Here is a 25,399-nt window from a genome sequence, read left to right as displayed (position 1 = left end):
CTCTCCAGAGGGGATCCGTGCCCAAGCAGTGCGAGTCCCCGCTGGAGAGGGGAGGCGCGAAGCGACGGGGTGTGGTGACTTGTCATGCTCATCGGGTTGCGTAGAAAACCAGGCCCAGTGCCGAGATGAACAGTGCCCAGAGCAGGATCACGCGCAGGATTGGCCATTTCTCGATCTGCTCGAAGGTCTGGCCCGCCACCTCGGTGAGCGCGCCCAACTCGATCGGACGCGGCACCATGCTCGTCACCGTCATGTCCGGACCGGCCTGGATGGAGCGCCGGCGCATCTCCTCGGCAAACTCCGGCGGCACCTGCTTCTCGTCGAGGAAGGCATAGGGCCAGCGTTCCACGCCCTCGGTCAGGAGCAGCGCGACGCGGCCTTCGACGGCGATGCGTTCGTGCGGCAGATTCTTGTCGCCAAGCAGTTCGCCGAACCACTCGTCCATCATGCGGTCGATCTCCTCGGCCGCGAGCGTCGTGGGATCAAGCGTGGGGTTCTGCGCGTGGCGGGCGGCGGCGCGGGCGATCACCTTCTCGATGATCGTGATCTGTTGCAGCCGGTTGTGCACGCGGTGCGCGCGCAGGTAGTCCTCGACGCGGATGAAGGCCGCGTTCCACTGGTCCGGCGTGCCGGTGCGCGGCCGGAAGGCGTTCAGGGTGTCCAGAGGTTGCTCCATGTTTCGGAGAGGGCCTTCTCGGCGCCGCGCAGATAACAACGCAGTTCCACCGGCCGGCCGCTGCCGTCGGCCGACAGTTCAAAGACGGCGCGCCAGCGGCCGGTCGGGCCGATGCGCTGCACGGAGCCGACGCCAATGAGTTTGGCGCCGTCGCCCACGGTCACGACCGCTTCGGGGTCCGTGACGCCTTTCGGCAAGGACAGGCCGTCAAAATCTACCACAAACCGGCGGCGGTCCGGATGATCGAGCACAGCCCCGTGCCTCGTGGATGCGACGAAACCGGCCGGCGGGCGGCCCTTCGCGTCGCCGAACCAGGTGAGGCGATACTCGAAAACCAGCGGTTCGCCCGGCGCGGGCAATTTTTCCGGCGTCCAAAAGGCGACGATGTTGTCGTTGGTTTCATCCGGAGAAGGCAGTTCGACGAGGCGCACGGAACCGCGGCCCCAGTCCCCGACGGGCTCGACCCAGGCGCTGGGCCGCTCGTGATAATGAGCCTCGAGGTCGTCGTAGTGCAGAAAATCGCGATCGCGTTGCAACAGGCCGAAACCGCGTGGCGAAGCGTCGGCAAACGCGCTCACGCGCACCAAAGCCGGGTTGTTGAGCGGACGCCAGAGCCACTCCCCCGCTCCGGTGTGCATGAGCAGGCCGTCGGAATCATGGACCTCGGGCCGGAAATCATTCTTCGACCAGCCGGTGTTCTCGCCGTGCAGGAACATGCTGGTGAGCGGCGCGAGCCCCACGACCGCCGGCGGCGCACGGAAGTAAAGCGCGGCCTTCACCTGCATCATCGTTTCCTTGCCCGGGGTGATGACGAAGCGATACGCACCGGCCACGCTCGGCCCCTCGAGCAGCGCATGGATCGTGATGGAAGCCGCACCGGCCTTCGGGCGCTCGACCCAGAACTCGGAGAAGCGCGGGAATTCCTCGGGATCGGGACCGCCGCTGTTCAGCGCGAGGCCGCGCGCCGAGAGTCCCCAGTGCAGGCCGCGCGCAAGGCTGCGAAAATAACTCGCGCCGAGAAACACGGCCAGCTCGCTCATCGCGCCCGAACGCTCGAGCGCGTAATGGATGCGCATGCCGGCAAAGCCCATGTCGGCCGGCACCGCCTCGGGCAGGCGGTTGGAGCCGTAGTGGAAGAGCGCCGGATCGAAATCGATGAGTTTCTCCTGCCCGCCGCTCACCTCGTGGACCTGCACGGACTCCTTGAAGAGCCAGCCCGGGTGGAAGAACTGGAGCTGAAACGGCAGCTTCTCCTTCTTCCACCAGGCGTGATCATGGTCGAACTTGATGTTCTGGTGCTGGAGGTAGTTGTAGCCGGCCAGCCACGCGGGCACGCGGGAGACGGGCGGCGCGTAGGGGCGCGCGGCGGTTTCCCTGGCCCGCTGCTGGAGAAGGTCGAAGTTGAATTCGGCGGCGTGGGATACGCCCGCCAAGACGCCAAGCATTGCCAGCAGGTGGAGGGTCGGTCTCCGCACCGACCGTGGTCGGTGCGGAGACCGACCCTCCATGGGGGAAAAACCGAACCGGCGCGCAGAGACGCGCGCCCTCCACCAAGCCACCCCTAAGAAAAATCGATTCATCACAGGAAATAATTTCGCTGCTTTTCCGATATCGGCACACCCGCGCGCTCCATCACCGCGAGCAGGTCCTCCCAGGCGTCGCGTTTGATCTTCTTCGCGGCGGCGGACACGAGGCCCTCCTGGCGGAGCAGATACGACGGGTGGTAGGTCGCCCGCAGGGGCGTGCCGGCGTATTCGTGCCAAGCACCGCGGGCGGCGCCCATGGATTTGAAGCGGTCGGGGCCGAGCAGGCCGTCTACGGCCGTCTTGCCGAGGGCGACAATCACCTTGGGCTGGATGATGGCGATCTGCGCGCGGATGAACGGCAGGCAGCAGGCCATCTCTTCCTGCGTCGGCGGACGGTTACCCGTCTGCGAACCGTCGCTGTTGCGCACGCCCATCGCCGGACGCCAGTTGAGGATGTTGCCGATGTAAACCTGGCTGCGGTCGAGGCCCATGGCCTTGATCATGCGGTTGAGCAACTGGCCGGCGCGGCCGACGAACGGTTCGCCCTGGTCCTCCTCGTCGGCGCCGGGAGCCTCGCCCACGAACATGATCGCGGTGTCGAGATTGCCGACGCCGAAGACGACCTGCTTGCCGGGATGGACGTTCTGCTTGCAAGTCGGATCGTTGAGCACGATCTCGCGCAGGGCGTTCCACCGCGTCTGCTTGTCGCCGTCGGGGAGCACGATGTCGGGGCGCGGTGGGAGTGAGGGTTTGGCCGCGACGACGGGTGCAGGCGTCGGCAGCACAAAAGTGCGCACGGGTGGTGATTGGTCGGATGTTGCGCGAGATGGTTCGGCTTCGAACTCGCGGGATGTGGGCACCCCGCCTGAAAGATTCTCCTCCGCCGGCGCATCGGCCAGCGCGTCGCGCAGCGCCTGCATCGCCTCCTCGCTGACTGCGATCGTGCGGTTGCCTTCGGCTTTGAGGCGCCGGAGCTCGTCGTTGAGAGCCAGCAGTTGTTCGCGGGTGTTCAAAGGGGTGGTCAGACCGGGCGGGCGACCATCAGCTTTTCGACGTATTTCGCCAGCAAGTCGAACTCGAGATTCACGCCGCTGCCGGCCTGTTTTTCACGGAGATTGGTCGCCGCCAGCGTGTGCGGGATGAGCCACACGGCGAAGGAGTCACCCGCGACCTCCGCAACCGTCAGTGAAATGCCGTCCACGGCGATTGAGCCCTTGCTCACAAGGTAGCGACCGAAACCCGCCGGAGCGGCGACGCGCAGGTAATGGTCCTTGCCGCGCGGCTCGAAGACCTCCACGCGCCCCACCGCATCCACGTGGCCCGACACGAAATGTCCGCCGAGCCGGCTCTCGGGCTTGAGGCTGCGCTCGAGGTTCACGAGCGAACCGGGCTTGAGCTCCTTGAAGTTGGTCAGGCGACGCGACTCCTCGAGCAGCTCGAACCAGAGGTGCCCGACGTCGAAGCGCACCACGGTCAGGCAGCAGCCGTTGACGGCCACGCTATCGCCCACGGCCACGTCGGCCGGCACGACCTGTGCGGCAAGTTGCAAGCTCCACGCGTTTTGCGCGGGGGCGAAGCTGACGACCTTGCCTGTTTCCTCAACCAGACCGGTGAACATGCCCCATGCCTAAGCGGCCGGTGCCGGGAGCACCAGAAAAAGTCCGCCGGGATGGTCATTTCCGATGATTGACGCTCGGGGCCTACCTTCCACAAAGTGCCGGTTTACCCACATGGCCGCCACCTCCTGCAAAGAATACGAGTTCCTCACGATCGAGCCGCACTGGCAGGCGATCTGGGAGCAGACGAAGCCTTTCCGCGCCGAAAACGGCTCGACCAAGCCGAAGTTCTACGTGCTCGACATGTTCCCCTACCCGTCCGGAGCCGGCCTGCACATCGGCCACCCGGAGGGTTACACGGCCACCGACATCCTCGCCCGCTACAAGCGCGCCCGCGGCTTCAATGTGCTCCACCCCATCGGTTGGGACGCCTTCGGCCTGCCCGCCGAACAGCACGCCGTGAAGACCGGCACGCACCCGGCCACCAACACGCAGAACAACATCACGAACTTCCGCCGCCAGATCAAGGCGCTCGGCTTCAGCTACGACTGGGACCGCGAGGTGGACACGACCGACCCGAAATATTTCCGGTGGACGCAGTGGATTTTCCTCCAACTCTTCAAGAAAGGCCTGGCCTACGTGGACGAACGCCCCGTGTGGTGGTGCCCCGAGCTGCGCACCGTGCTGGCCAACGAGGAGGTCGTGGACGGCAAGTCCGAGGTCGGCGGCTTCCCCGTCGAGCGCCGCAACCTGCGTCAGTGGGTGTTGCGCATCACCGCCTACGCCGAGCAGCTGATTGACGGCCTGAAGGACGTGGACTGGCCCGACTCCACCAAGCGGATGCAGGAGGCCTGGATCGGCCGCAGCGAAGGCGCCGAGGTTTTGTTCAAGCTGGAGAACGCCGCGCTCGGCGACCTGAAGATTTTCACGACGCGCCCTGATACGCTCTTCGGCTGCACCTACATGGTGCTCGCGCCCGAGCACCCGCTCGTGCCCGGGCTCACGACCGACGCCCAGCGTGAGACCGTCGAGGCCTACCGCAAGAAGACGGCCGCCAAGAGCGACGTCGAACGCATGTCCGACGCCTCCAAGGAAAAGAGCGGCGTTTTCACCGGCAGCTACGCGATCAATCCCGTCAACGGCGCCAAGGTTCCCGTGTGGATCGCGGACTACGTGCTCATGGGTTACGGCACCGGCGCCATCATGGCCGTGCCCGCGCACGATGAGCGCGACTACGAGTTCGCCCAGCAATACCACCTGCCCATCCCGCGCGTCATCGCCGCGGCCGACGGCAGCGACCAGCTCCCCTACACCGGCGACGGCAAGCTCATCAACTCGCCCGGCTACGACGGCCTCGATTGGGCCGACGCCAAGAAGAAGATCTCCGCCGACCTCGCCGCCAAGGGCATCGGCAAGGCCACGATCAACTACAAGCTCCGCGACTGGCTGTTCTCCCGCCAGCGCTACTGGGGCGAGCCGTTCCCCATCGTCTGGGTGAGCGAAGCCGATTACCGCAAGGCCGCCATCGTGCGCAAGGACCTGCCCGCTTCGCCCGTGACCTTCCTTGAGAACGGCGTCACGCAATACGCGCTGCCGCTGCCCGAGACCTCGCTGCCGCTCACGTTGCCCGAGACGCAATCCTACCTGCCCAGCGGGACGGGCGAGAGTCCGCTGGCGAACGTCAGCGAATGGCTGGAGATCTGGTTCAACGTGCAGACCGGCGCCAGCGTGCCGGCATCGCAGGCGCAGCCCGCTGGCGACGAGTGGGTGCGCGGCCGCCGCGAAACCAATACGATGCCGCAGTGGGCCGGTTCGTGCTGGTATTACCTGCGTTACCTCGACCCGCAGAACGCCGGCGCACTCGCTTCCCCGGAGGCGCTGAAATATTGGGGCGTGCCCGACCTCTATGTCGGCGGCGCCGAGCACGCGGTATTGCACCTGCTCTACGCGCGCTTCTGGCACAAGGTGCTCTTCGACCTCGGCGTCGTGCCGCAGGCCGAGCCGTTCAAGAAGCTGTTCCACCAGGGCATCATCCTTGGCGAGGACGGCGTGAAGATGTCCAAGAGCCGCGGCAACGTGGTGAATCCCGACGACATCATCCGCGAATACGGCGCCGACACCCTGCGCCTCTACCTGATGTTCCTCGGGCCGCTCGAGGCCATGAAGCCCTGGAACCCCAAGGGCATCGAGGGCGTGCATCGTTTCCTGAAGAAGGTCTGGCGCGAGTGCCTCGACGCCGTGGGCGCGGTCAACCCGCGTATTGCCGCCGGCGCCACGCTCACCGCCGAGACCGAGAAGCTCCTCCACGAGACCATCAAGAAGGTCGGCGAGGACTTCGATGGCCTGCGCTTCAACACCGCGATTTCGCAGCTGATGATCCTGGTGAACGCGTTCCAAAAGGAGCCCGCCCTGCCCCGTCAGTCCGTGCTCGACCTGCTGCGCCTCGTCGCCCCACTCGCCCCGCATCTGGCCGAGGAACTCTGGGCCCGTCTCGGCGAAACCGGCTCCGTCATGGCCTCCGGCTGGCCGGCGTTCGACGCGGCCAAGCTCGTCGCCTCGACCATCACCATCGTCATCCAGGTGAATGGCAAACATCGCGGCGACCTCAGTGTCGCACCCACTGCGACCGAGGCGGAGCTGACCGCCTTGGCCCTCCAGCACGACAAGGCCGGCCCTCACCTTACCGGTAAGGCCATCCGGCGCACGATTTACGTAAAAGGAAGGTTGATAAACATTATCGTTTAGGTAGTTAGGGACCTATCCGGGCCAGCTTATTGAATCCACTTGCCATAGGTAATATACCCTAGTTTCATCTGGGATACTCAAACGACGTTATATTTAACCGTATAACCCTCTGTTCACCCCACCGAGGATCCTAGCCATGAAAACATTTCCGACCCGATCTTCCTGTTCGTTGCTGCTGTGTGCGCTGCTCTGCGCGCCTTTCGCCCACGCCCAACGCCAGGCTCCCGCCCTCAAAGGGCCGACCAGCAAGCTCTACCTCGCGGAGACCAAGGGCCCGACCGAGATCATGAACGGGGACAAAATCTACCGCGCGCGCCAAGCCACCGCCTTTGACGCCCCCGGCACCGTGATCGTGACCAAGGAAGAAGCGCACAACGCGCTCGTCTACTCAAACGGCACGGGCCTGTTTGTGGACCAGCTCACCCGCGTCGAGATCAGCCGCTTCCAGCAGGAGCCATTCAAGCCCGACTACCTCCAGCAACTGGCCAGCCGCTATGAGCCGTCGGTCTCCCAGAGCAACGTCAACCTGCCCTATGGAGTGATCGGTATCTGCACCAGCCAGCTCATCTCCGGCAGCTCGATGCTCTACTCCACCCCGCATGCGACCGTGAACATCCGCGGGGGCAAGGTCGTGATCGAGTCCACTCCCGAGGGCACCACCGTGGACCTGCTCGAGGGCGACCTCACCGTGCGCTCCGGCGACAAGGATGTCGGCGGCCAGATTCTCCGCCCCGGTGAGCGCGCATTCATCCCGGCCTCCTCCGGTGGCCAGCCGGTCGTGATCACCGTGCAACCCATCCCGCGCGAGGCCATGCCGATCGACGACCGCCGCGTCGAGATGGCCTGCAATGCCCGCAAGTCGGTGACCTTCGACATCATTGCCCGTCGCGCGGAGGAAGGGCTCGACCGCCCCGGCGACGACCCGGCGGGCGGCGACAGCGGTGATGAGGCCGCCGGCGCCCAGGCCGACAATCAGGAAATTGTCGCCAACCCCACCGTGCCCGGCAATCCTCCCAACCAGATCGTGGTCAGCCCCGACCGCCTGCCCGGAACCTGATGATCCTCCCGTCACGCCACCTGCGCCCCGTCCGCACCAGCGTCCTGCTGGCCGTAGCGTGCGTCGCGGCGGCACCGTCCCCCGCCCTGCTCAACATCGACGGCACCAAGAACCAGATCTTCGTCTTCGGCGGGGTGGGCTTCGGTTACGACAGCAACATTTTCTCCCAACGCGATGGCGAGGGTGACTACAGCATCACCGCCCACGCGGGCACGGAGCTGAAACGCCGCGCGGGCATCATCTCGGTGGACGCGACCGCGCGCGTGGACTACGTGCGCTACGGCGAATTCACCGAGGAGAACGCCTGGAATCCTCGCTTCTCGGTGGAGTTCGGCAAGTCCTCCGGCCGCACCACCGGCTCGCTGAAGATCTCCGCCTACCGCGAAAGCCGGGCCGACAACGCCATCAACCTGCGCACCAATTCCTGGAGCCTGCCCGTCGAGTTCGGTCTGCGCTACCCGATCAACGAGAAGCTCTACCTGACCTCCACCACCGGCTACCTCCGTCGCACCTACCGCGACAACGCCGCCCTGCTGGACTACACCGACTGGTCCGAGGCGCTGGACCTCTACTACGTCTATACCTCCAAGCTGGACCTGTTCGCCGGCTACCGCATCCGCTCCTCCCGCACCTCCGACTCGCGCCGCAGCCTGGACCACTGGTTCAACCTGGGCGCCACGGGCGGCCTCTTCTCCAAGATGTCGGGCACGGTCCGCTTCGGTTATCAGTTGCGCGACGTGCGCGGCGAGGATCAATACGGCCAGTTCAGCGCCAGCGCCTCGGTCAACTGGCCCATCACCCGCAAACTGCTGCTCAGCCTGCAGGGCTCCCGCGACTTCAGCACCATTGCCACGGGCACCTCGGTGGACTCCACCTCCGCCGCCCTGACCGCCCTCTACACTTACAGCAGCAAGCTCGACTTCCACGCCATGCTTTCGGCCGGACGCAACAACTTCCTGAACGAGAGCGTCGCCCGCAAGGACACCTACTTCTCCTGGGAGACCGGCGCCCGCTACCGCATGAACGACCATCTCCAGATGGGCGTCACCTACAGCTATCTCAAGAACAGGTCCTCGCTTCTGCTGGCCGACTTCGATAACCACGGGTTCGCCTTCGACGTTTCCAGCCGCTACTGATCCACCGCCATGACTACCCTCCGCCTCCTTGCCCTGGCCACCTTGCTCTGCGCCGGCTTGGTCGCCGTCTGCGGCCAGGCCCCGGAGAAGAAGAATTACATCCACACGCTGACGCTGGCCGACCGGGTTCGCATTGTTGTTTATCAGGAGGAGGACCTCACCAGTCTCACCCGCATTGATGCCCGCGGCCGGGTCAACCTGCCGCTCATCGGCGAAATCGCGATCGGCGGCATGTCGGTCGTCGAAGCGCAGGGCGCCATTGAAAACGCCTACAAGGACGGCCGCTTCCTCCGCAACCCGCAGGTCACCGTCAGCGTCGAGGAATACGCGCCGCGTGAGGTCTCCATCCAGGGCGCGATCCGCACCCCCGGTCGTTACACCCTTCCGATCGAGTCCACCCTCACCGTCGTCGAACTCGTCACCAAGGCCGGCGGCCTCACCGACATCGGCAAAGGCTCGGCGGTTACCGTCACCCGCATCCTGCCCGACGGCACGAGGAAAGTCTTCACTGTGGACGTGGATAGTGTCATCAAGGGCCGGAAAGACAGCAAAACCGATGATTCCACCCTGCTGCTGCAACCAGGCGACATTGTTTACGTGCCGGAACGTCTGATCTGAGCCGACACCGATGTCTTCCCCGGATTTTTCCCCCCACTCCGCCTCGGTCAAGCACGGCGCCTCGCTCCACGGCAACGAGCCGCACGTCTCCGAGCGCCGTACGCTCCGGGATTACTACATCATGCTCCGTGAGCGCCTGTGGATCGCGCTGCCGGTGGCGGTGATCGTGGCCCTGGGTTTTGGTTACGTGAAGTCCACCGAGACCAAGATGTATGCAAGCACGGCCACGATGCAGTTCGAACGCCCCGAGCGTGTCGTGCTCAACGAGCAGGTCGTGGACACCTCCATCCGCCACGACGTCGATCTCAACACCTACCTGCAGATCCTCACCAGCGGCAAGCTGCGGCAGATGGTGGCCCAGTCGCTGACCGCCGAGGAGGTCCGCATTCTCCAGCGCCCCTACCTGGGTGAACTCGCCCCCGGCGAGAATCCCCCGCCGGTCGGCCAGCTCCTGGGCAGCATGTCGCCCCAGTCCATCCGCAACAGCTTCCTGATCCACATCTCCGTCACCAACCGCGACCCCCAGGGCGCCGCGCTGCTCGCCAACCGCTACGTCGAGCAGTTCATGCGCTACCTCTTCGAAAACGCCGGCGGCAAGAACGAGGACGCCGTCAATTTCCTCCGCAGCCGCGCCGATGAGCTGCGCAAGGACTCGGAAACCGCGGAGGGGCGGCTGCAGGACTATCGCCGCAAGCACAACCTCGTCTCCCTCGACAACAGCATCAACATCATCAGCGACCGGCTGCGCGGGTATAACACCAGCCTCACCGATGCCCGCAATGCCCGTATCGCCATCGAGAACCGCCTCGCCCAGATCGAGCGCATGCAGCAGGCCGGCGGCAACCTGCTCGATATCGATTACATCTCGGCCTACGGCAACGTCGCCGCCCTCAAGACCCAGCTGACCGACCTGCAGAACCAGCAGTCCATCCTCAGCGAACGCTACCTCGAGCGGCACCCCAAGATGATCAACGTCGCCAACTCGATCGACGTGCTCACCGCCCAGATCAAGACGGACATCGCACAGGCCATTGCCGCGCTGCGGGCGCAGCACGAAACCCTGAAGCAGACGGAGGCCTCCTACGTCCGGGAGTACAAGGAGGCGGAGAAAGAGCAGCTGCGGCTCGGCGAACTCTCCGTGGAGTTCAAGAGCCTCGAAAACCAGGCCGCCGTCGCGAAGAACAATTATCTCCAGATCCTCGACCGCCTCGCCCAGGCCACCACCTCCAAGAATCTGGAGAACATCCCGGTCAAGCCGCTCGACCAGGCCTTGCCCGCCGGCGCCCCCTACACCCCGAACCTCCGCAACATCATCAAAACCTCGCTCGGCCTCGGCCTGCTGGTGTTCGTCGGCGTGGCCGTCGGCCTCAGCTTCGTGGATGACCGGGTGAAGAGCGCGTGGGACATCGAGGGCTTCATCGGCGCCCACCTGCTCGGCATCATCCCCGAACTCGGCGATGTGCCCGACACGGAGAAGCACTCGCTCGTCAACAGCAACAAGGCCTCGCCCGGCTCGGAGGCCTTCCTGAGTGTATACAGCGCGGTGAAGATCCAGTCGAAGCTCGATTTCCCGAAGTCCATCCTCGTCACCAGCACGATCCCCGGCGAGGGCAAGACGATGATCAGCTGCAATCTCGCGGCCTCGTTCGCCCGCCACGGCAAGCGCGTGCTGATCATCGACTGCGACATGCGCCGCCCGATGCTGCACCGCCACTTCCAGCTGCCCAACGAGGCTGGCCTGCTGGCCTGGTTCGAGGCCGGCGCCAAGATCCCCGAGGATCCCTTCACCGACGCTTCGCTTGGCCTGACCAAGGCCGAGGAAAATCTCTTCCTGCTGCGCTCCGGCGGCCGCTCCAAGAGCCCCACGGAATTCCTCGAGAACCCCATTTTCGGCCAATTTATCGAGGCGATGAAGCAGCACTTCGACCTGATCGTCGTGGACTCGCCGCCGATGGGCGCGGTCACCGACTCGCTGCTCATCTCGGAGCGCACCGACGAGGTCATCTACGTCTGCCGCTTCAACCGGGCCTACCGGAAACACATCCGGCTCTACATCAAGCAGCTCAGGGAAAGCAAAAACGAGCTGCTCGGGGTCGTCCTCAACGGACTTTCACCCCGGCGGATCGAGTATTACTCGAACTACCGCTACTACCGCAGCTACAAGAAATACTACGGCTCGCAGTCCTGACGGGAAGAGACCAGGGCCTAAAGTCCGCCGAGCCTGGCCGTGGTGCGTCGGCGGCATTGGACCGGTTCGCTGTTGTCCAGCCACTCGCACCCACCGCACTCCGAGATTGTCGTCCCTTGGTCTCTGGTCCCTAGTCTCTGGTCCTTAGATGCCTTCCGCCTTCCTGCCCTCAGATTTCGACCCCAAGCGTCCCGTCGTCCTGATCGCTGGCCGCGGCCATTATCCGGTCATCACTGCCGCCGCCATCCGTGCCTCCGGCGTGCCGTTGCGGCTGATCGCGATGGACGACGAAACCGAGCTGCCGCTGATCAACTCCTTTCCCGCCGGCGAGCGCGTCACGCTCAACGTCGGCCAGATCGGCAAGATGCTCGATGCGTTGAAAAACTTCGGCGCCGGCTACGCGCTCATGGCTGGCCAGGTGAAGCCCAAGAAACTCTTCCACGGCCTCACACCCGACCTCAAGGCCGCCGCCATTCTCTTCTCCCTGAAGCGGCGCAACGCCGAAACCATCTTCGGCGCCATCGCCACTGAGATCGAGAAACTGGGCGTTAAGCTCCTCGACGCCCGAGCCTTCATCGACGACCAGATGGCCACCCCCGGCAACATGGCCGGGCCCAAGCTTCCGACCGACCCCGAATATCTCGAACACGGCATCCACATCGCCCGCGAAATCGCACGCCTCGACATCGGACAGGGCTGCGTCGTGCGCAAGGGCACCGTGCTCGCCGTCGAGGCCTTCGAGGGCACCGACGACATGCTCCGGCGCGCCGGCACCTTCAAGACCGATGAGACGCTCTTCGTTAAAACCGTGAAGACTCGCCAGGACTTCCGCTTTGACGTGCCCGTCTTCGGCCTCCGCACCCTCGCCACCATGAAGGAAGCCGGCATCACCGCCGCCGCCCTGGAAGCCGGCAAGGTTATCATCCTCGAGAAGCCGGCCGTGCTGAAACAAGCCAAGGACTGGGGCATCGCCCTCCACGGCTTCTGAGCCGCCTCCCGCATTTTAGCGGCGGACACAAACCGCCGCGATGGCCCCGTCGCCCACGCACTTGCACTTTTCCGCCTACACCCGCACCTTTTGTCCATGCCCGCCGATATCGTCGAAGTCTCCATCAAAGGCCTGATGCCCACAGCCAACGGCTGTGCTGTTTTTCTGGGCAACGATGACAAGACCTTCGTCATCTACGTGGACCCGAGCGTCGGCAGCGCGATCTCCATGACGATCAACGGGGTGAAGAAAGAACGCCCGCTCACCCATGACCTGATCGGCCACCTGCTGATGGGCTTCGAGATCAGTCTGGAGCGCATCGTCATCAACGACGTCAACGAGGGCACCTACTTCGCCCGGATCATCCTGCACATGCAGAATGAGCTGGGTCGCAAGTTTCTCGAGCTCGACGCCCGCCCCAGCGACTCGATCGTCCTTGCTCTACAGCAGAAGCGCCCGATTTTTGTCGCCAGCAAGGTCTTTGAAGTCGTCGAGGACATGAGCGAAATCCTCGAGCGCGTGCTCAAGCAGCAAAAAGAGGAAAACAAGGACGAGCCCGACGAGTAGGTCCGGTCTCCGACCGGCCTTCCTTGCCTTCCTGCTGGAGGGAGTGCCCACCCGCACCGCATGATCCACGACACTTCGGCGTCCGCCCGCACCCTCCCCCCGCCCATCCGGCCCGGCCAGCCGCTCACCGCGCTCGCCCCCATGCAGGATGTCACCGACCTGCCCTTCATGCGGGTGATGGCGCACTACGGCGCGCCGGATTACTACTTCACCGAGTTCTTCCGCGTCCACGCGCAATCGCGACCCGAGAAGCACATCGTCCGTTCGATCGTCGAGAACCAGACCGGCCGCCCGGTCTTCGCCCAGCTCATCGGCGAGGAAATCCCCCACATGGTTCGCACGGTGAAGGAACTGCTGAAGCTCCCGGTCGCGGGCATCGACCTCAACATGGGCTGCCCCGCCCCGAAGATCTACAAGAAGAACGTCGGCGGCGGCCTGCTCCGCGACCCGGCCAAGATTGACGAACTCATCGGCGCCCTCCGCGACGCCGTGCCCGGCCGCTTCACGGTCAAGATGCGCATCGGCTTCGATTCCACCGACAATTATCGCCCCATCCTCGATCTCATCAACAAGCACGGCGTGGATCTGCTGAGCGTCCACGGCCGCACGGTGAAGGAAGGCTACCGGAGCGACGTGCATTACGACTTCATCGCCACCGCCGCGCGCACCGTCCGCTGCCCCGTGCTGGCCAACGGCAATGTCACCTCCGCCCCCAAGGCCGCCGAGGTCGTGGACCAGACCGGGGCCGCCGGCATCATGATCGGCCGCCACGCCATCCGAAACCCATGGGTTTTCCGCCAGTGCCGGGAGCGCTTCGCCGGCACGCCGGTTTTTGCCCCCGCGCTCGCCGACGTCCGCGAATATGTGGACCGGCTTTATCGCGAGACCCGGACGCCCGAAATTCCCGAGGCCGCCCACGTCGCCAAGATGAAGAAATACCTGAACTTTGTCGGCCAGGGAGTGGATCCCGAGGGAAAATTCCTCTTCGACATGCGCCGCGCCATGACCGAGGCGGAGCTGTTTGCCGTTTGCGACCGTCACTTGCTGACCGAACCGGCCAGGCCGTTTGCCGACGAGCCCTATGCCGGAGTGATTGCCCGGCCCAACTGCGAAACTCCGGTGGAAAGCTGCTCGCTCGACACGGTGACAGCCTGATGCTGCGAGCCTCCCGGTGATCAGACCGGAACTGGCTTGGCTTACTTCTCCTTCATGGTGAAAACTCCGTCCCAGTTGGGCGCCGGAGGGTGTTCCTTCATCTTGTGGCAGCGCTCGATCATGATGAGTGACGGGTTGCTCTCGATGAAATGGGCCTTGCTCGGCTGGTAGGGCTCCAGGGCCGCGCTCTTGGTGAAGACCTGAATCGCTCCGTCCCAATCCTGCGCCAGATAGCGCTCGATCGCCTGGGCGTGGAGTCCCAGGCAGTCCGCGGCCGTCTGGGGCAGGTCGGCGCGAAAACCCATCACCTCGTAGACCGGCACCGGCAGGGTGCGGCCTTTCACCACGATCTTGTCGAGGAAGCGGAAAACGATCTTGTCGCCACCGTGCTTCTCCGCCTCCAGTTTGGTGGCCTCGGTGATCATGGTGTAAACGCCGAGCGACTTGGCGCCGGATTCCATGCGGGCGGCGAGGTTCACGTTGTCACCCATCATGGTGTAGCTGAAGCGCGAACGGCTGCCCATGTTGCCCACGATGGCCGAGCCGGTGTTGAGACCGAGCCGCGCGCGCAGGTAGTGGACGATCGGCGGCCACTTGTTGCCCTCGCTGCGCCACTTCTGGCGCAGCTCCTCGATGGCCTTCTGCACGCGGATGGTGGCGGTGCAGGCGCGGAACGCGTGATCGGGCACCGGCAGCGGCGCGCCGTAGATGGCCACGACGGCGTCGCCGATGTATTTGTCGAGCGTGCCGCGTTCCTCCTGCACGATGTCGGTGCAGGCCGTGAGATACTCGTTCATCAGATCGACCAACTGGGAAGCGGGCATGAGCTCCGAGAAGGTGGAGAACGACTGGATGTCCGAAAAATAGGCCGTGATGATCTCCTCGTGGCCGCCGAGCTGCGGGTCTTCCTTGGACTCAACCATGCGGTTGACCAGTTCCGGCGCGAGGTAGGTGCCGAACATGTTTTTGATGCGGCCCTTTTGCTTTTCCTCCTGCAGCAGCTGCCAGAGAATGGCAATGAAGCCGGTGCTGAATGCCGCCCCGAGCGGGGCCGCCATGGGCAGGATCAAATGGTTTTCCGAGAACTGATGGATGCCAATGATGGCGTAGGCCGCGATCACCAACAACGCGATCAGCTTGGCCAGAAGACTGCGGGCGCCACCTGACACTGCGAGGCTGGTGACCACGATGGACAGACCCAACACTCCCGCCCACATCACCCAGGGGGGCGTCCGTTGCAGGTATTGCTCGCTGATGATCGTTTTGATCAGGTTGCCGTGGCCGCCAACCTTGGGTACGGGATCACCGTCGAACGGCGTCGGCGCCAAATCCTGCAGGAGGGGATCGACCGGCCCGATCAAGACGGTCGCCCCGGCGAAGCGCGGGAAAAACTCCTCGGCCTGCTTGCGTTCGTCAGGATTTTCGGAGTTCAACCACTCCCCCGCAATCAAGACATCCGCAATGCTGCTGCGCGGGTTGTAGTTCTGATCGTCCCAGTCGGAAAACCAGTTGATCTCCAGCAATTGCTGATCGGTCACCGGAATGCGACGCAACACCTCTCCACTCTCCGGATTGAAGATTTCGATATGCGCCCCGGCTCGCCGCAGCGACCCGGGGGGCACACCCAGTTCAATACACGCCAACTGCAGGCCCATGTGCCAGAAATCAGTCAATGCCGCCTCGGCAAAGAGAGGCGCCCAACGGGGCACCTGATCGTCCTGGAAATCGTAATCAATGTCGATCAACCCGAGCGTGCCTGATCGCAGCGGACTGACAATGGGGTACGCCGGGAGCTCCGGAATGTCGTTCTTTTCGCGATTGGTGAAACCGAGCCGCAGCAGCGGGAACTTGCGCGTGCCATGTTGGGTGCGGGCCTCCCCGCCGGTATATTGCGCCGCAAACACGATCTGCGGATAGCGGCGTGAAATCTTCGCCAGCGCGGTATTGCCCGCCACCGCCTTTTCTCGATTCACCAATTCGGAATGCGCCAGTTCGGAAAACACGAAATCAAAGGCGACAGACTTGGCCCCGCCCTTTTCGATCAGCAGCTGGGCGGCTTCTGCAAACCGGGCCCGGTCCCACGGCCGCTCACCGATTCGCTGAATGCCACGGGTGTCCACATCCACGTAATAGACCTTCACCGGGGCCGCGAGGTTGCCGCGGATCCGGTAGCGCTGATCCAGCAGCAAATTTTCCGCTTTCTGCAGATGGCCTTCCTGCGCCAGCCAGCCCCAGAGGATTGGCACGGGCAGCAGCAACAGGATCCGCCAATCGAGTTTTCTTTTCTTCGGCTGCGCCACGGCTGCGGACACTAGGTGCGCGCTCGATGAGTTAAAGCAGATTCAAAAGCGCGTAAACAAAACACCCGGCGCCAAGGCCGGGTGGGAAAGTTGGTTTCAGGCTTTGCCGGAACCAGGAGTGAGATCAGGCGAGTCCTGCACGGGTGGCGGCGGTGGCGGCGGCGGCGGCGTCTCCTCCTTGTTTTCCGCCGGCGGAGGAGTTGGAGGCGTGGGATCGATGGTGGCGTTCTGCAGCGTCTGCACGAGCTCCTGCGAAGCGGACGTGATGACGGCGGCGTCGGCCGGGGAAATATCCTTGGTCTGGACCTTGGCCTCTTCCGGCTTTTCGGTGTCGATTTCGACGATCACTTCCTTGCCTTCGGCAACGGGCACCTCGGTGTTGGTCACGCCTTCCATCACGACCAGACCTTCGGCAGTCTGAATCTGGAAGAAAGCCTTACCGTCCGAGCTGGGGCGGTAAACGATACGATAGATGGTGCCGCGGATACCGGCCGCGCCGACCGGGGTCTTGATGGAGTAACTCGACGAGCTGTTCAGCTTCTTCACGTCACCGACCATTTCTCCGTAAGTGAGATTCAACGTGGTCTTGGACTTGCTCGGCTCCTCCTTGAGCGCGCCAGGATTGGTGATGGGCGCATCAAGCGGATCCATCAGGAATTGATCAATGCTGAGACGGGACTCGGAACCGAGGCGAACCGAAGAACCGTTGGCAAACACCAAGACCACGCTGGCACCCTTGCCGGTCACGATGGTGTCGGTTTGCACGACGTCGTCTCCGTCCTTGAGGGGCGATTCCGCGGAGGCATTGAGCTTTTTCACTTCGCCCTGCACGCGGGCGGCCTTGATTCTGCCGAGTTCGGTTTGGCCGAAGACGTTTACCGACAAGGCGGTCGCCACGAAGGCGCAGGAAAGAAAGCGAAGCAGGGTGGAAATTTTCATAAACCTCGGCTGGTGGCGGTTAGCGGCGGGCGTTTAACTGCTGGCGCAGGATGTTCGCCGGGCCGTGGGAGGGGTCAAGAGCTAAACAGGTTTCCAAGGCCACCCGCGCCTCGGTGCGGCGCTGGGGAAAAGCCTGCAAGTGATAGGCATAGTGATACCACCAGGAGGCGGAGTGCGGGGCCAGTTCCAGAGCGCGCCGGTAACACGACTCGGTCTCGGAGCGACCGCGCTGAATGTCCAACGCCACGGCCCGCCTCACCCAAAACTCGGCATCCACGGCACAGCGCCGCAGTGCCTCGTCAGCCGCCAGCTCGGCGAAGCGGCCCAGGGTCACGAGGTCGGTTTTGCCGGCCGGCCAGCTCTGCACGGTGGCGTAACTCAGGTCCGCCCAAGCTTGCCCGTTTTCCGGATCCACCCGAACCGCCCGCCGGAGTGCACTCCTGGCCGCGGTGGCTATTTCCCCGATGTCGCCTTCGCCGGTGCGGGCATGACGCTCAATCTGCCGCCGGGCCGCTTCCCGGATGCCCTCGGCCCGGTAAAGGGGAGCCGCCACACTTGCGGCGATCCATGCCACCCCGAGGACCAGCGCGCTGCCGGACAACCGGGCCACCCAGGGACGCACCGGCCGCCACCACGTCGGCTCATCCCGCACCAAGACCGCCGCGACGATCGCAGCCGCGAAGGCCAGCGCCGGGATCTTCGTGTGAAAATCCACCCCAAGGTGAATCACATAGGCCAGCAGACCGAGCAGCAGACCGAGTTTCCACTTCGCCAGGGCGAAGAGATTGTCGGTGGTAACCGTCTCCCGCCGGGCCCGGCACACCGCTCCCCACCCCACCCAGGCCAAGGCCAGCCCGAGAGCAACCCACAGGACAAACCCGGCGACGCCATAATCGATGAGTGTGTTGAGGTGGTCGTTGTGCGTCCAATCAGGTTCGTTGAGAAACCCGCGCGGCCGGTATTGGTCGAAGAGCACGTTGTAGGCGGCGGCGCCGCGCCCGAGCCAGGGATCATCGCGCCACATCTGCCAGCCCGCCTTCCAGATGATCGGGCGGCTGGACTCAAACTTGCCCTCCAAGAACGGATCGATGCGCGCCCGCGCGTAATCGCTGCCCTGGTAGAGCGCCCACAGGCCGGCTGCCGCACAGGCCAGCACCGCAACCGTCCCGAGGATTTTTTTCCGCCAGTCGCGCCCGGTCAGCAGCGGCCACACGAGCAACGCCAGGCCCAGCCCGATCCAGCCGCCGCGGCTGCCCGTCAACACAACCGCGAAGATGAACAGCGCCGCGAGCCAGCCGCACGCGATCTTCCCCGCCGGACGCACCGCCCGGGAAAACAGCAGCACGAGGCAGACGGGCACCATCAGCTCCAGCAGCCCGGCGAGGCTGTTGGGAATCCCGAACATGCCCGCCGAGCGGCCCACGAACTGGTCCGCCTGCTCGCGTCCCAGCATCATCCACGATGGGTCCACGAAGCGCTGCCACGCTGCCATCCCCGTGCCAGCCAGACCCAAAAGCCCAAAGGTGCCCACCAGCGTCCAGGTCTGGGCCCGGCTGCGTCCGAAATGCAGCGTGAGCGCGAAAACCAGCCACATCTGGAACCAGAGCAGCCACTCGCGCCAGGCCAGCCACTTGGCGGGCGCCAGCCACAGCACACTGCCCAGCGCGTAGATCAGGAAGGGCACGGGCAGCAGCACCGCGAGGTGCAGCTCCCGCCGGCCTGCCGCCCACAGCACCGCACCCCATGTCCCCAAGGCCAACACCGCACCCGAGGTGATCACCATCGTGTCGGCCAGGTAGCCGCCCAGACACAACGTGGTCCAAGCCAGGGTGAGCGCGAGCCCGATCACCAGGAGCCACTCACCGGCCGCCAGCCACCGTGGCTGATGCCGGGAATTGCGGTCGGATGAACTCATCGCGCGCTATGAAGCCGGTCCGCGCGCACAGGGCCACAAAAAAGCCGCCCGGCGATGAAGCCGGGCGGCAAAGACGAGCGATGCGGTGATCGCGCGGCGATTACTTGGTCGGGACCGTCTGAACGGTCTTGAGGATACGACCGGCCACGAGATACGGGTCGGCGGCCGAGTTCGGACGACGATCCTCGAGGTAGCCCTTGTAGCCGTTGTTGACGAAGCTGTGCGGAACGCGGATTGAGGCGCCGCGGTCGGCGACACCGTAGCTGAACTTGTCGATCGACTGCGTCTCGTGCAGGCCGGTGAGGCGGAGGTGGTTCTCCGGGCCATAGACGGCGATGTGCTCGTCGCGGTATTTGTTGAAGGCTTCCATGAGCTTCTCGAAGTATTCCTTGCCGCCGACTTCGCGCATATACTTGGTCGAGAAGTTGGCGTGCATGCCGGAGCCGTTCCAGTCGAGCGGCTGGTTGAAGGGAGCGAGGATGGGCTTGCAGCGCCACTCGATGTCGATGCCGTAGCCTTCGCAGAGGCGGGTCAGGATGTAGCGGGCGACCCACATCTGGTCGGCGGCGCTCTTGGAGCCCTTGCCGAAGATCTGGAATTCCCACTGGCCCTTGGCGACCTCGGCGTTGATGCCCTCGAGGTTGATGCCGGCGTCCAAGCAGATGTCGATGTGCTTCTCGACGATCTCGCGGGCGACGCAGCCGACGTTCTTGTAACCGACGCCGGTGTAATAGGGACCCTGCGGGGCGGGATAGCCACCCTCCGGGAAGCCGAGCGGACGGCCGTCCTTGTACATGAAATATTCCTGCTCGAAGCCGAACCAGGTGTCCGGATCATCCGGGATGGTGGCGCGGGAATTGGACGGGCTGGCCACGCCGGTGTGCTGGTAGCATTCGCACATCACGAGCACGCCGTTCTTGCGGGTGCTGTCCGGGAAAACGGCGACCGGCTTGAGCACGATGTCCGAGCTCTTGCCCTCGGCCTGCTGCGTGGAGCTGCCGTCAAAGCCCCAGTTGGGCAGTTCGGCGAGCGTCGGGAAGCTGGCGTATTCCTTGATTTGGGTCTTGCTGCGCAGGCTTGCCAGGGGCGTGTAGCCGTCGAGCCAGATGTATTCCAGTTTGTATTTGGCCATGGATCGGATGAGTTTGTTTGTGAGGTTTTGGACGTAAGGCGCAAAGACCCAGCGGGCGCCGGGGGGAGTCACGCGATACGCCGAAGAAAAAGCATCTAACATGCCAGTGGAAAGTGCAATTTGGCTTATGCCATGCACCCGGCGTCTGGCGGCCAATCGCCCCTTGCTTCGGCGGATAACGGGCTAAATCCTAGCCCAACATCATCATGCAAGAGGTTAAGGACACCCAACGGGCCCTCGTCCGCATCGGATACGACGGTCAGGTCCACAAAACATTTCGCGGCCATCAGGCTTATGCCCGTTTTGCCAACGAAGTGCGGGTCCTCCGCTATCTTGAAACCAGAGGCTGCGACTTCGTGCCCCGCCTCCTGGGATCCGACGAAGCCACGCTGAGCATCGTGACCAGCAACTGCGGCTCACGCGTGGACCAGATTAACCCCACCCGCCTGAAGGAACTCTTCACGGAGCTCGAGGGCTTCGGCGTCCGCCACGACGACCCCGAAATTCGCAACGTCACCTATCGGAAAAACGACGGGCGGTTTTGCATCATCGATTTCGAGTTCGCCGCGCTGCTCGACGAGATCGCCACCCCGCCTCCGCCCGACCTGCGCTGGTCTGGCCTCACCCACCGCGGCAAGGTGCGCCCGAACAATGAGGACACCTTCCTCGCGCTGCGTTTCGACGGCCACGAAGTCCACTACCTGGGCAAGACGGGCGAAGCCTCCTGGGCGAAGACGGACTTCGTGTTCGCCGTGAGCGACGGCATGGGCGGCGCGAACTCCGGCGAGTTCGCCAGCCGCTTCACCGTGGACCGCATCACCAAGCTCATGCCCCGCGGCTATCGTCCCGCCGCGCCGGGACCGGCCAGCAAATTCGATCTCACGCTCGCCGAACTTTTCAAGGCGATCCACTACGACCTCATGAAGCTCGGCCAGTCCTACGAGGAGTGCCGCGGCATGGGCACCACGCTCAGCCTCTGTTGGTTCACGCCCGGCTGGGCCTACTTCGGCCATATCGGCGACACGCGCATCTACCACCTGCCGGCCGCCGGCGGCATCGTGCAGCTGACCCAGGACCACAGTTACGTCGGGTGGCTGCGGCGCACCAACCAGATCACCGAACGCGAGGCCCGCACCCATCCGCGCAAAAACGTCCTCAACCAGTCCCTCGGCGCCGGCCACCAGTTCATCGATCCCCAACTCTCCGCCCTGCCCTGCGCGCCCGGCGACCGTTTTCTCATCTGCTCCGACGGCCTGACGGAGGGACTCTGGGACCGTCACCTGGAAGAGATTGTGCGGAGCCCCGGCACGGAACCGGTCGCCCAGCGGCTGATCAGCGCCGCCCTGGAAGCCAGCGGCCGGGACAATATCACCGCGCTTGTCGTTGAGGCCCTCGCGCCATGACCACGGTCTTCGTCTACGGCACGCTGAAGCGGGGCGGATCGAACCACCTGTTTCTCGAGGGTCAGAAATACCTCGGCGCGGTGCGCACCGAGCCGGGCTTCACCCTCTACTCGCTTGGCGACTATCCGGGCATGGTGCGGGCCCCGGGCGACACCAGCGGCGTAACCGGCGAACTCTGGTCCGTCGATGATGCCTGCCTCGCCGAACTCGACCGCCTCGAGGGACTCGACGAAGGCCTCTACGAACGCGTGGACGTGCTGCTTCTGCCCAATCCCCACGCCCCCTCCGCCCAAGCCTACCTCTACCTCCGTCCGCACCACGGGCTCCCGCCGGTGGGCGACACCTGGCCGGTCGGGCCGGCTACTTGAGCGCCGACTGCGGGACCCGTTTCACCGTCACGAACTTCGCGCGGAAGAGTTCCTCCATCAGGTCGCGCGTCGGCATCGGGATTCGTTTCACCAAGTCCTCCAACGGCGGCAGGCTGCCCTTGTCTTCGGGCGGTGATTCGGTGTGCATCAGGGCCGGCGTAACAATCCCCATCTCGCGTTCCTGCGCGAGAAACGCCGCTTCCTCCTCTGACGAAGGTCCGGTTGGGGCGTCCGCAACGACCGCGCTGGTCGGCGCCTCGTCCTCTTGCTCCCTGCTCCTTGCTCCTGGCTCCTGGCTGGCGGCGTCAGTTGCCAGCGTCAGTCGTTTTTTTTTGAGCCGTCGGCCGGTGCGCTCTCGGCGAGCGTCGCGATTTCCTTGATGAGGCTGTCGATCGCACGGGAGCGGCTGGCCTCGACGGCCTTGAGCAGCGCCACCTCGAAATTGATTTTCTCCGACAGGCCGTGCTTCACCCCGCTCTCGCCTTCGCGCAGGCCGTCGAGGAGCCGGGTGAGCTGCTCGGTGGTCATCGGCGAGCCCAGCGAGGCGCTGGTGCCGCCCTTGGCAATGGAATCGAGCAGCGAGCCGCGAATGTGCGCCTGCAGATCCACGAGCAACCGGTAAAGATCGCGGCCGTTTTCGTCGCAGTCGTCCACGATGGCGACGATCTTCTTGTGGTCACCGGCCGCAAGCGCGGCGGCGAGTTCGGCAATCTTGGCGGCCGACACGAGGCCATAGACATCAAGCACGTCGGCCTCGCCGATCTCGGCGCCGCAGAACGAGATCATCTGGTCGAAAATGGACTGCGCGTCGCGCATGCCGCCGTCGGCCATGCGGGCGATGCTGGCCAGGGCGGCGTCGCTCGCCTTGATCTTCTCGGCGGCGCCGATCTTCTTCAGACGCTGCACGATCAGCTCGGTCGGGATCGGCTTCAGGTCGAAGCGCTGGCAACGCGAGATGACCGTGGCGGGCATCTTTTGCGGGTCGGTCGTGGCGAAGATGAACTTCACGTGCGCCGGCGGCTCCTCGAGCGTCTTGAGCAGGGCGTTGAACGAGCCCGCCGAGAGCATGTGCACCTCGTCGATGATGTAGACCTTGAACTTCCCCTGCGCCGGCGCGTAGGCGACGGTGTCGATGATGAACTCGCGGATCTTGTCCACCTGCGTGTTCGAGGCCGCGTCGAACTCGATCACATCGAGGCAGCGGCCCTCGGCGATGGACTGCGCGATCGGGTCAGCGGGGTCAAAGTCGGCCTTGGGACCACCGGTGGTGTTGAGCGCCTTGGCGAAAATGCGCGCCGTGCTGGTCTTGCCGGTGCCGCGCGGGCCCACGAACAGGTAGGCATGGGCGATGCGGTTGCGCGCGATGGCGTTCTTCAGCGTCCGGACCACATGGTCCTGCCCGACGACGTCGTCGAAGGTCTGCGGGCGCCACTTGCGGGCGATGACTTGATAGGAGCCGGACATGCCAGAGGTCGGAAATCAGAGGTCAGAAAAACAGAAAGGCGAGCCCGATGTTCGGAATTTCCCGGACCACCCTCCCTTGCTCGGCGCGGCGGAGCTTCGGCGCGGTTTCTTTTTTCGCGTCGCGAAAAAAGAAAGTGGCCAGGCACTCCACGGCACTGGGAGAACGTCGTCACCGTTGCTGCCTTCCGGCCCTGGCGGGGTTCACGCGCCTGCCCATGCATGGCGCCTGGCCAAGGCGGACCGTAGGCCGCACCCCTCCCCCTGCAACCAAAATAAAAACGGGCTCAGGTGCCGGGTTCGCGCGGTGCCCCGCCCGGCGGGGGCGGAGGCGGACGCGCACCGTCGCGGGACTCTTCGCCGGAGCGCTTGTCCATCAGCTTCCGCAGGCGTTCGCGCTTCTGGCGGTTGAGTTCGTCGAACTTGTTTTTTTGCTCAGGCGTGAGCAAAGCGGCGATCTCCCGTTCCATGCGCTCGAAAACCGCGCGGGTTTCCTTCATGGAATCACTGCGCAGCCGGCCGATTTCCTCCATGTTGCGATGCACGATCGGCTTGAGCTTTTCCACCTGCGCGGGCGTCAGCTCGAGGCGTTCGGAAAGCTTGCGAAGGTGCTCGGGCGCCCACTTCTCCGTGGCCACGCGCTGATTGATCCAGTTGCGGCCGAAGCGCACCGTGAGGAACGAACCGGCCACGCCGCCGGCCAGGAAGATGCCGGTCAGCAGCAGAATGAGTTTCCAGGGTTTGTTCATCACGAGAGGGCGACAAATTCCGTCAGCGAGTCGTCGAGATCGCTCTCATCCGTGATGTCCGTGGAATGGCCGAAATAGCTGTAGGCGACGGCCGCGGCGCAGCAGGCGGTGGCGGCGACAAAGCCACGCAGGGCGAAACGCTCCAACCCGCCCCAGGGCGCGGGCGGCGTGGTGGCGGCGAGCGCGGCCACGCGCGTGGCGAAGCCGGGCGGCAGCGTCGGCTCGTCGGCGGCAGGCGGAGCCTGCCGGGCGAGCGCCGCGAGTTTTTGCCAGTCTTGGTCGAATCGGTTCATGACCTTTCCTCCTTTTTGAGCTCCTGAAAGAGTTTTTGCAATTTCCGACGTGCACGAAAGGCGCGCACCTTGATGAGCGTCTGGTTCCAGCCGGTCAGGGCGCTGATCTCGGCGAGGGTCTTCTGCTCGAGATCGAGCAGCCGGATGACCGTCTGGTCCTCCGGCTTGAGCTGACCGAGCAGACGGTTGACCAGTTCACGGGCCGCCAGGGCGTCGCCGGGGGCCGTGTCGCGACTGTCGGTCATCACATTGTCCAGCACCTCGGCCTGCTCCTCCGGCAGGTCGGCCCAGCGGAATTCCGGCCGGCGCTTCTGCGCGCGCAACTGGTCGATGCAGGTGGTGACCGCGATGCGTGACACCCAGTGGGGGAAAGGCACACTGCCCTGATACTGGTCGAGGCGGGTGAACATTTTCAAAAAGATGTCCTGGGCCAGGTCTTCCTCGGCAACGCGCCGCGGCAGGTGCGACCGCACGATGCGGATGACCTGCGGGTAGAGTTCAGCGACCAGCTGCCGGGCCGCGCCTTGGTCGCGCGCGCGCACCCGTTCGAGGCAACCGGCGAAATCGAACGCTTCTTCAACCATGAGATGTGACTGGGTCGGAACACATGGCAGAAGACGGCGGCAA

At 64.5% G+C, this 25,399-nt stretch carries 23 protein-coding genes and 1 other RNA gene; 10 read left to right on the top strand and 14 right to left on the bottom strand.

All coding sequences use genetic code 11. The features are described from left to right. Positions 1-88 precede the first annotated feature (88 nt). The 4 genes from ESB00_RS07295 to ESB00_RS07280 all read right to left on the bottom strand — a co-directional run bounded on the left by ESB00_RS07295 (position 89) and on the right by ESB00_RS07280 (position 3,820). A complete protein-coding gene (locus ESB00_RS07295; RefSeq protein ID WP_129047045.1) occupies positions 89-676 on the bottom strand; it encodes a hypothetical protein in 588 nt (195 codons plus the stop codon). After that, positions 652-2,121, bottom strand: coding sequence for an OpgD/OpgG family glucan biosynthesis protein (locus tag ESB00_RS07290; protein WP_164976086.1), 1,470 nt, complete (start codon positions 2,119-2,121; stop codon positions 652-654). Before ESB00_RS07290 ends, ESB00_RS07295 begins: the two co-directional genes overlap by 25 nt. A 134-nt stretch (positions 2,122-2,255) precedes the next feature. Further along, complete coding sequence (locus ESB00_RS07285; protein WP_246026425.1) at positions 2,256-3,215, bottom strand: uracil-DNA glycosylase; 960 nt, start codon at positions 3,213-3,215, stop codon at positions 2,256-2,258. Between the two features lie 8 nt (positions 3,216-3,223). Continuing rightward, a complete protein-coding gene (locus ESB00_RS07280; RefSeq protein WP_129047043.1) occupies positions 3,224-3,820 on the bottom strand; it encodes a riboflavin synthase in 597 nt (198 codons plus the stop codon). A 112-nt stretch (positions 3,821-3,932) separates the two neighbouring features. Between ESB00_RS07280 and leuS the strand changes: the two genes are divergently transcribed. The 8 genes from leuS (at position 3,933) to ESB00_RS07240 (ending at position 14,212) form a co-directional block, all read left to right on the top strand. Continuing rightward, positions 3,933-6,503: a leucine--tRNA ligase gene (leuS, locus tag ESB00_RS07275; RefSeq protein ID WP_129047042.1), complete on the top strand. Its 2,571-nt coding sequence runs from the start codon at positions 3,933-3,935 to the stop codon at positions 6,501-6,503. A 136-nt stretch (positions 6,504-6,639) separates the two neighbouring features. Continuing rightward, complete coding sequence (locus ESB00_RS07270) at positions 6,640-7,560, top strand: FecR family protein (protein ID WP_129047041.1); 921 nt, start codon at positions 6,640-6,642, stop codon at positions 7,558-7,560. After that, positions 7,560-8,696 carry an outer membrane beta-barrel protein gene (locus tag ESB00_RS07265; RefSeq protein WP_129047040.1) on the top strand — a complete coding sequence of 379 codons (1,137 nt, stop codon included), beginning with the start codon at positions 7,560-7,562 and terminating at the stop codon, positions 8,694-8,696. Before ESB00_RS07270 ends, ESB00_RS07265 begins: the two co-directional genes overlap by 1 nt. Before the next feature lie 9 nt (positions 8,697-8,705). Continuing rightward, positions 8,706-9,314: a polysaccharide biosynthesis/export family protein gene (locus ESB00_RS07260; RefSeq protein ID WP_129047039.1), complete on the top strand. Its 609-nt coding sequence runs from the start codon at positions 8,706-8,708 to the stop codon at positions 9,312-9,314. Between the two features lie 10 nt (positions 9,315-9,324). Next, positions 9,325-11,502, top strand: coding sequence for a GumC family protein (locus ESB00_RS07255; protein WP_129047038.1), 2,178 nt, complete (start codon positions 9,325-9,327; stop codon positions 11,500-11,502). A gap of 148 nt (positions 11,503-11,650) precedes the next feature. Further along, a complete protein-coding gene (locus tag ESB00_RS07250) occupies positions 11,651-12,490 on the top strand; it encodes an LpxI family protein (protein WP_129047037.1) in 840 nt (279 codons plus the stop codon). Positions 12,491-12,586: 96 nt separating this feature from the next. Next, positions 12,587-13,057, top strand: a complete 471-nt coding sequence (locus ESB00_RS07245; protein ID WP_129047036.1) for a bifunctional nuclease family protein — start codon at positions 12,587-12,589, stop codon at positions 13,055-13,057. A 60-nt stretch (positions 13,058-13,117) separates the two neighbouring features. Further along, entirely contained in the window at positions 13,118-14,212 is a 1,095-nt protein-coding gene (locus ESB00_RS07240) for a tRNA dihydrouridine synthase (protein ID WP_218938701.1), read from the top strand. Between the two features lie 41 nt (positions 14,213-14,253). Here the strand turns inward: ESB00_RS07240 and ESB00_RS07235 are convergent, their stop codons facing one another. The 4 genes from ESB00_RS07235 to ESB00_RS07220 all read right to left on the bottom strand — a co-directional run bounded on the left by ESB00_RS07235 (position 14,254) and on the right by ESB00_RS07220 (position 20,498). Beyond that, complete coding sequence (locus tag ESB00_RS07235; RefSeq protein WP_129047035.1) at positions 14,254-16,524, bottom strand: CHASE2 domain-containing protein; 2,271 nt, start codon at positions 16,522-16,524, stop codon at positions 14,254-14,256. Positions 16,525-16,608: 84 nt separating this feature from the next. After that, positions 16,609-17,451, bottom strand: a complete 843-nt coding sequence (locus ESB00_RS07230; protein WP_129047034.1) for a FecR family protein — start codon at positions 17,449-17,451, stop codon at positions 16,609-16,611. 19 nt (positions 17,452-17,470) lie between these two features. After that, positions 17,471-19,366 carry an O-antigen ligase family protein gene (locus tag ESB00_RS07225; protein WP_129047033.1) on the bottom strand — a complete coding sequence of 632 codons (1,896 nt, stop codon included), beginning with the start codon at positions 19,364-19,366 and terminating at the stop codon, positions 17,471-17,473. 100 nt (positions 19,367-19,466) lie between these two features. Then, positions 19,467-20,498: a glutamine synthetase beta-grasp domain-containing protein gene (locus tag ESB00_RS07220; RefSeq protein ID WP_129047032.1), complete on the bottom strand. Its 1,032-nt coding sequence runs from the start codon at positions 20,496-20,498 to the stop codon at positions 19,467-19,469. A gap of 206 nt (positions 20,499-20,704) precedes the next feature. On the opposite strand from ESB00_RS07220, the gene ESB00_RS07210 reads away from it, so the two are divergent. Then, the gene (locus ESB00_RS07210; RefSeq protein WP_246026424.1) at positions 20,705-21,901 is read left to right on the top strand and encodes a protein phosphatase 2C domain-containing protein; all 1,197 of its coding nucleotides are present in this window, start codon (positions 20,705-20,707) and stop codon (positions 21,899-21,901) included. Beyond that, positions 21,898-22,269, top strand: a complete 372-nt coding sequence (locus tag ESB00_RS07205; protein ID WP_129047031.1) for a gamma-glutamylcyclotransferase family protein — start codon at positions 21,898-21,900, stop codon at positions 22,267-22,269. The genes ESB00_RS07210 and ESB00_RS07205 overlap by 4 nt, the downstream gene beginning before the upstream one ends. On the opposite strand, the gene ESB00_RS19635 is transcribed toward ESB00_RS07205, so the two are convergent. The 6 genes from ESB00_RS19635 to ESB00_RS07180 all read right to left on the bottom strand — a co-directional run bounded on the left by ESB00_RS19635 (position 22,262) and on the right by ESB00_RS07180 (position 25,356). Continuing rightward, positions 22,262-22,417, bottom strand: coding sequence for a hypothetical protein (locus ESB00_RS19635; protein ID WP_164976085.1), 156 nt, complete (start codon positions 22,415-22,417; stop codon positions 22,262-22,264). The two genes, ESB00_RS07205 and ESB00_RS19635, sit on opposite strands and share 8 nt — an antisense overlap. Positions 22,418-22,587: 170 nt before the next feature. Further along, positions 22,588-23,733, bottom strand: coding sequence for a DNA polymerase III subunit gamma/tau (gene dnaX, locus ESB00_RS07200; RefSeq protein WP_129047030.1), 1,146 nt, complete (start codon positions 23,731-23,733; stop codon positions 22,588-22,590). A gap of 133 nt (positions 23,734-23,866) precedes the next feature. Then, an RNA gene (ffs, locus tag ESB00_RS07195) (signal recognition particle sRNA small type) lies at positions 23,867-23,965 on the bottom strand. 52 nt (positions 23,966-24,017) lie between these two features. After that, positions 24,018-24,479 (bottom strand): hypothetical protein, encoded by a 462-nt coding sequence (locus ESB00_RS07190; protein ID WP_129047029.1) that lies wholly within the window; start codon positions 24,477-24,479, stop codon positions 24,018-24,020. Further along, a complete protein-coding gene (locus tag ESB00_RS07185; RefSeq protein ID WP_129047028.1) occupies positions 24,479-24,772 on the bottom strand; it encodes a hypothetical protein in 294 nt (97 codons plus the stop codon). The genes ESB00_RS07190 and ESB00_RS07185 overlap by 1 nt, the downstream gene beginning before the upstream one ends. Next, positions 24,769-25,356 carry an RNA polymerase sigma factor gene (locus ESB00_RS07180; RefSeq protein ID WP_129047027.1) on the bottom strand — a complete coding sequence of 196 codons (588 nt, stop codon included), beginning with the start codon at positions 25,354-25,356 and terminating at the stop codon, positions 24,769-24,771. The genes ESB00_RS07185 and ESB00_RS07180 overlap by 4 nt, the downstream gene beginning before the upstream one ends. Positions 25,357-25,399: the final 43 nt, after the last annotated feature.

The organism is Oleiharenicola lentus (assembly GCF_004118375.1).
Taxonomy (GTDB): domain Bacteria; phylum Verrucomicrobiota; class Verrucomicrobiia; order Opitutales; family Opitutaceae; genus Lacunisphaera; species Lacunisphaera lenta.
Note: the sequence above shows the minus strand (reverse complement) of the source record. Positions and strands in the feature narration are given on the sequence as shown.